At 67.5% G+C, this 6,480-nt stretch carries 5 protein-coding genes; 1 reads left to right on the plus strand and 4 read right to left on the minus strand.

Going from position 1 to position 6,480, the window contains the following annotated elements:
* Positions 1–302: 302 nt before the first annotated feature.
* The gene (locus ACTHLF_RS19730) at positions 303–686 is read right to left on the minus strand and encodes a hypothetical protein (RefSeq protein ID WP_440329700.1); all 384 of its coding nucleotides are present in this window, start codon (positions 684–686) and stop codon (positions 303–305) included.
* A 299-nt stretch (positions 687–985) separates the two neighbouring features.
* Here ACTHLF_RS19730 and ACTHLF_RS19735 point away from each other — a divergent pair, with 299 nt between their 5' ends.
* Positions 986–2,281 carry a dicarboxylate/amino acid:cation symporter gene (locus tag ACTHLF_RS19735; protein ID WP_440329702.1) on the plus strand — a complete coding sequence of 432 codons (1,296 nt, stop codon included), beginning with the start codon at positions 986–988 and terminating at the stop codon, positions 2,279–2,281.
* Between the two features lie 98 nt (positions 2,282–2,379).
* On the opposite strand, the gene ACTHLF_RS19740 is transcribed toward ACTHLF_RS19735, so the two are convergent.
* Genes ACTHLF_RS19740 through ACTHLF_RS19750 form a run of 3 tightly spaced genes read right to left on the minus strand, consistent with a single transcriptional unit; the run spans position 2,380 to position 6,474 of the window.
* On the minus strand, positions 2,380–4,866 hold the full coding sequence (locus ACTHLF_RS19740; protein WP_440329704.1) for a TonB-dependent siderophore receptor: 2,487 nt from the start codon (positions 4,864–4,866) through the stop codon (positions 2,380–2,382).
* A 28-nt stretch (positions 4,867–4,894) separates the two neighbouring features.
* Positions 4,895–5,914 (minus strand): FecR family protein, encoded by a 1,020-nt coding sequence (locus ACTHLF_RS19745; RefSeq protein ID WP_440329706.1) that lies wholly within the window; start codon positions 5,912–5,914, stop codon positions 4,895–4,897.
* Positions 5,911–6,474: an RNA polymerase sigma factor gene (locus ACTHLF_RS19750; RefSeq protein ID WP_440329707.1), complete on the minus strand. Its 564-nt coding sequence runs from the start codon at positions 6,472–6,474 to the stop codon at positions 5,911–5,913. Before ACTHLF_RS19750 ends, ACTHLF_RS19745 begins: the two co-directional genes overlap by 4 nt.
* Positions 6,475–6,480 lie beyond the last annotated feature (6 nt).

The raw sequence follows: 6,480 nt of genomic DNA on the forward strand, positions 1-6,480 counted from the left end.
CGGAACACCCAGGAGGTCAGTATCCGGGCGATCAAGTCTGATCGCGAGGACGACAACGAAAAGCGGTAGGAGCGGACACGGCCGGAAACTCGCTGAAACTGCCGGATCCGCCCACTGGTCGGGCGTACCTCCGCGCACCGAGACTCTCTCCTACGCCCTCGAAGTTCCCGAATGAATTGAGAACGGCTTCGGGACGCTCCGATGCGCATGGAGGCATCGACTCAGAGGAGGGAATCCGGCCCTTCTCGATTCAAATCCGGCCCTCTCCGTTCATCCCGCTTTTCGCGGTTGCTTTCGGTCGACTAGGCGCGCTTGGCTCTCGCAGCGCTGGCGTCGCCGATGCGGAGCGGGGGGCGCGAATCTTCGGGGACGTCGGCAGCGCCTTCCTCGCGTGAGCGGCGGCGGTAGGGCACCAGATCCTGTCCGAGAATCACCAGCGTGCGCGTGGCGACGGTGCTGGCGAGGGGCTCCGGAATGGACATCTGCCGGATGTAGGAATCGATCGCACGGTCGAACGTCATGTCCTCGGCGAGCGTATCGACGAACATGAGGGCGTTGTCCACGTGCGAGCGGATGATGGATTCCTCGGCACGAGCCTGTGCCAGCCGCAGCCGCCGCTCGGCACCCGGATCGATCTTGTGGGAGAAGATCTTCTCCGGGAAAAAGCGATTGATGAATCCTGACATTGGTCGAGCCGCTGGTTGGGTCGAAGGGTAGGGGTGCAGGGAATGTACCAGTGCCGTGGTCCGGGGGAAAAGCGCTGGGCAACGGCGAGTAGCTCGTACCTCGTACTTCGTACCGAGACCTGCTGACCGGGCCCAGGAATGTCCCGCTGAGCACTGGTTCGGGACGATCAGTAGCAAACATGGCTCGCGACCGACCCTGCCCAACCCGGCTGCCCGCCGTGCATTCTTGGGGGTCGCCCGTCGGTCTTCGTACGCACTACCGAGTACGAAGTACTCAGTTGTCCCGTCTCATCGCTCCCGTGCCCCGCAGACTCCATCAGAATCTGACCGTCCAGGTCCTCTTCGCGATCGCCCTCGCGGTGGTGCTCGGGCTCGTCGCCCCTGGCCCCGCGCGGGCGATGCGGCCGCTCGGCGATGTGTTCATCAACCTCATCAAGATGGTGATCGCGCCGGTCATCTTCCTCACCATCGTGCTCGGGATCGCCAATATGAGCGACCTGAAGAAGGTGGGGCGGGTGGGTGGGAAGGCGCTGCTGTACTTCGAGATCGTGAGCACCATCTCGCTGGCCATCGGGCTCATCGTGGTGAACGTCACGAAGCCTGGCGCGGGGCTCGATGTCAGCGCGCTCGCCAAGGGAGACGTCTCGCGCTACACGGCGCAGGGCGCCGAAATGAGCTTCGTGGAGTTCGCCACCCATATCGTGCCGTCGAGCGCGGTGGACGCGTTCGCGAAGGGCGACGTCCTCCAGGTGGTGTTCTTCGCCATCCTGTTCGGCGTGGCGCTCGCGTCGCTCGGCGCAAAGGGGCGGGCACTCGTCGAGCTCCTCGAACAGCTCTCGCAGGTGATCTTCCGGATCGTCGGCCTCGTGATGCGGGTAGCGCCCATCGGTGCCTTCGGCGCCATGGCGTACACCGTGGGCGCGTTCGGCGTGCGGAGCCTGCTTCCGATGGGGCGCCTGATGCTCGACGTCTACCTCACGATGGCACTGTTCATCTTCATCGTGCTGAACCTGATCCTCCGCTGGTACGGCTTCTCCCTCTGGGAGTACCTGAAGTTCATCCGCGAGGAGCTCGTGATCGTGCTCGGCACGTCGTCCAGCGAGGCCGTGCTGCCGCGCATGCTCGCCAAGATGGAGCGCTATGGCTGCTCCCGCACCGTGGTGGGGCTGGTGATTCCCGCCGGCTACTCGTTCAACCTCGACGGCACGTCGATCTACCTCTCGATGGCGGCGCTGTTCGTGGCGCAGGCGTTCGGCATCCACCTCTCGCTCGCCCAGCAGCTCAGCGTGCTCGGCGTGCTGATGCTGACGAGCAAGGGAGCGGCGGGCGTGACGGGCTCCGGCTTCATCGTGCTCGCCAGCACGCTCTCGGCGATGCGGGTCGTGCCGGTGGAAGGGGTGGCGATCCTGCTCGGCGTGGATCGCTTCATGAGCGAGGCGCGCGCGATCACGAACCTGATCGGCAACGGCGCGGCGACGCTCGTGGTCGCCCGAAGCGAGGGCGCCTTCGATGAGGCAGCGCGCGTGAGAGCCGTCGCCGAGCTCCACGAAGAACGACGCGCGGGGCGAGACGAACTCGCGACGGACAGCGTGTAGGAGACGAGAGCTACGGGTGAGAGGTGAATCGTGAATCGTGAGACGTAACCGCGATTGTCGTCGCGATCCACGTCTCACGATTCACTCTCACAGGCAGCTCACTTGCCCACGCTCACTGATACCCGAAGCGTCCTCGGCGCGCCCGGCATGATGTTGTTGTTGCCCTGCGCGGAGGCGAAGTAGGTCGCTCCGAACAGATTCTCCATGTTCACCTGCAGGCGGCTTTGCGCCGGCAGGGAGATGTAGAGGCCTGCGTCGTACCGCGTGAATGCAGGCAGGGTGACGGCGTTGTCGATCGCGGCATACATGCGCGACTGGTGCACCGCGCCGAGTCCGACGCCGAGCGTGGGGGTGAGCTGCACGCGATTCCACAACGAGAGCGTGTTCTGCGGGACGAGCGGCACGGTCGCGCCTTCCGCGCCTGACCGCGTGGCGCTCACGATGCGCGCGCGCTGCGACGCCCAGCCCCCGGCGAGCTGCCAGCGGGCGGTCACGTCGCCGCTCGCGCCGAGCTCCCAGCCAGTGCTGCGCTGCGCACCGGTGAGCACCACCCGGGCTGGATCGTTCGGGTCGGGCGCCTGACTGTTCGAGCGATCGAGGCGGTAGACTGCCGCGGTGAGCGCGAGCGCGGGCGAGACGTCCCACTTGGCGCCGAGCTCGCGGTTGATGAAGCGCTCCGGCTCCAGCGTCTCGGTGGTCGGGGTCAACGACGCGAACTGGTCACCCGAGCCGGGCAGGTGCGACACGCTGTACGATGCGTAGAACGACGCCTGGTCGACCGGCTTGAAGATCAGTCCACCGCGCGGCGAGACGAGACGATCCGTGCGTGAGAGATTCGCGTCGGTGCGATTGTTGTGAAAGCGCAGGTCGAAGTTGTCCAGGCGAATGCCGGCGATGGCCTGCCAGTGCTCGCCGAGCGCGATCTGGTCCTGCAGGTAAAGCCCGGCATTGGTCTGCCAGGATCCGCCGAGGTTCTGCACCGTGGTCACGGGCGCCACGAGCGAACCGAACTTGCCCGACATCCGCGCACCCGTTTCCAGGTTGAACGCGATCGGCGTAGTCACGATCTGCGCGTTGCGGTCGATGTCAGCCGATTCCAGCGTCTCGACCGTACTGCCGCCTCCGCTATCGCCGGCGTGCGTGCGCGCGACGTCGAAGCCGAGCAGGACGGTGTGCGTCGTTTCGCCGTGGCTGAAGGTGGTGCGCAGGTCGTTCTGCCAGGTCCAGTAGCTGCCCTTGTAGCGGAAGGTGCGCGACACCGGGAGCAGGAAACCGCCATAGCCACCCGCAACGTACGACCAGTTCCGGCCATCGCTGCGCTGGCGCACGTACTGGCCCTGGCTGTGGAAGCTCCAGTCGTCGTTGAACGCGTGGTCGAATTCAAATACCGCACGTGTCGTGCGGTACGTCGAATGGTCATCCGGTGTATCTGGCAGGTCGCGGTAAGGCGACGCCGTCGAAAGCGAGGCGCCCAGCAGCACCGTGTGCTCGGGTCCCGGTACGCGGTTGTCGACGTATTCGAGGCCGCCCATGACGCGCGTGTCGGCACCCTGCCACGCCAGCGACGGCGCGAGGTACGTACCACGCCCGTTGCCATGGACCTGCGGCGTGCGCTCGCCCGCCTGTCCCGCGGCGACGAGACGGTACGTCCACGCGCCATCGTCCGATGCCTTGCCGCCGAGATCGAGGCCGGCGCGCGCGCCATCGTACTCGCCCAGAGACCACGTGAGCGTGCGCACCGTCTGCACCTGCGGGCGCTTCATCACGACGTTGATGGAACCGCCGAAATTATTGTTCTGGGACGCGTCGCCGAGGATCGCTTCCGGGCCGCGCAGCACTTCCACGCGCTCGATGCCGATCAGCGGCGGCAGATCATCGGTACGCGCGATGCCGTTGGGCATGCCGTCGGTCATGCCGTTGCCCGCATCGAAGCCGCGGATGAGGAACAGCGGCGAACCACCGTAGCCGTCGACGTACTGCACGCCAGCCACGTAACGGGCGACGTCGCCGATGCTCACGGCTTGTTGCGATGCGATCACCTCACGCGTGACGACGCTGATGGATTGCGGCACGTCGGTGAGGTTGCTTTCGGTGCGCGTCGCCGTGCGCGACGTGTCGGCCTTGAAACCATCATCGGCGAGGATGCCGCGGACATCGACGGTGGCCAGTGGCGTGACGCTATGCGGATCGAAGGCGATGTAGGGATCGGCGGGCGCCGGCACGGCATTGCCTGCCTGCTGCCGCTGGCGGACCACCACGGTATGCGCGTCGTAGGCCTCGCGCTCCAGGTCGGTGCCTTCGAGCAGTTCATCCAGCGCAGCGTCCGGCGTGAGGAAACCGCTGGCGCCCGCGGAACGCCAGTTGGCCACGGCGCCCGACGCGGTCAGCACCTGCACGTTAGCCTGCTTGCCCCAGGCGAGTAGGGCGGTGGCCATGGGCTGGGGGGCGATCGCGAACGGCAGCACGGAGCCCGCCTCACCGGCAGGCGATCCCTCCCCGGCGGCCGCCGGGCGGAGCGCCAGCAGCAACGCAAGCGCGAGCGCGCCGGTGGTTACGCGCCGGCGCCCGCGAAGGGTGTGCTGCAAGACCTGCGGCCCCAAGACTTCGGTTGGGTCAGCGCGGGTTTGGGCTCCGCGCCATGGATGTCTGTCGCTTCAGTTCGAGGTGGTCGGCATACGTATCCACGCGGACGGGGAAGACGCGCGGCAGGGCCGCCACCCAACTGTCGATGGTATCGACCTGGACCGTACCGGTAAACGTCAGGCGGGCCAGTGCCGGGTCGTTCAAGCGAATGGGCCGGCCGCTGTAGCGGTTGACGTTGTCCAGCACGGACGCCAGCGGCTCATTGACGAACTCGAGGCGATGCTCGCGCCACGCGGTCGCGGCGACGGGGTCGATATCCAGGATCCGCATGGCATTGGTCTCAGGATCAAACGAGACTTCGCGCCCCGCGCCCAGTTCGACCGTGCCGCCATCACTGTTGTCCGCCGCCGGCGATACCCGCACGCGGCCTTCGGTGACCGCCACGGTGACGCGATCCCCCGTGCGCCGCACGTTGAACGCGGTGCCCAGGTCGCGGATCCGTAGCGGGCCCGCGGTGACCACGAAGGGCCGCTCGGCGTGCGCCACCCGGAAAAAGGCTTCGCCCGCGTCCAGGTCGATGGCGCGGATATCGTGGCCATAGCGTGCCGTGATCGAGGTCGCGCCACCGAGTTCGATGCTGGAGCCATCCGGCAGGTCGATATCGCGGTGGCCTGCCCGTTCGCTGGCATAGACCTGCGGTGCGTCCGGCCCATGCCGGTAGGCAAGGAACAGCCCGCCGCCAAGGATCACGACGGCTGCCAGGCCGGCCGCGAGCGCCAGCAGGGTGCGCGGCGCGCGGCGCGGCGCAGCCATCGACGGGGGCGCGAAGCGTGCCAGGAGGTCGGCGCGCTGGTCGCCCTTCAGGGCGGCGGCTTCCTCGGCCATGGCGCAGGCCCGGTCGAACGCGGCCGCGTGGCGGGGGTCCGCTTCCAGCCAGGCCGTCCACTGGGCCAGGGCCTGGTCGGGCAGGGCGGGGTCGCGCAGGCGGGCCCACCATTCGGCAGCCGCGTGTTCGATCCGGTGTGCGGGGGCGAAAGTCGTGGTGCTCATCGAAGGGTCTCCGCACGGTCACGGCGGTCGCGGCAATGCGCCAGGGCATGGCCGACGTGGTAGCGCACCATGCGCTCGCTCAGGTTCATTTCTTTCGCGACGGAGGCGAAATCGCGGCCGTCGATCACATGCATCACGAAGGCCCGGCTGGTCTTGGGCGGCAGCTCGTCCAGCGCCTCGCGCATATCCCGCCACTGCTGCAGCGCCGCCGCGTGCTGTTCGGGCATGGGCGTGACGTGCCAGTCATCGTGGTCCGGATCGACCGGCGCCGCGGCGCGCACGTTGCGCATGCGCAGCCGATCGACGGCCAGGTTGGCCGCGGCACGGAACAGGAACGCCCGGGGCGAGTCGATCTTCGTGGCTTCGTCCAGCGACAGCAGCTTCAGGTACACCTCCTGGGCGACTTCCTGGGCATCCGCCAGCGAGTTCAGCCGCGCACGGAGGAACGCGACCAGGGCCGCGTTGTGCTCACGGAAGAGGGCGACGACCTGGTCGGCCCGCCGTCCGCGTGGCGCGCCAGTCGCCTCGGTTGGGTCCATCGTTCGGGGTACCGCGTTCATGGGGGG

The sequence above is a fragment of the Luteibacter sp. genome, assembly GCF_051958795.1.
Classification (GTDB): Bacteria; Pseudomonadota; Gammaproteobacteria; order Xanthomonadales; family Rhodanobacteraceae; genus Luteibacter.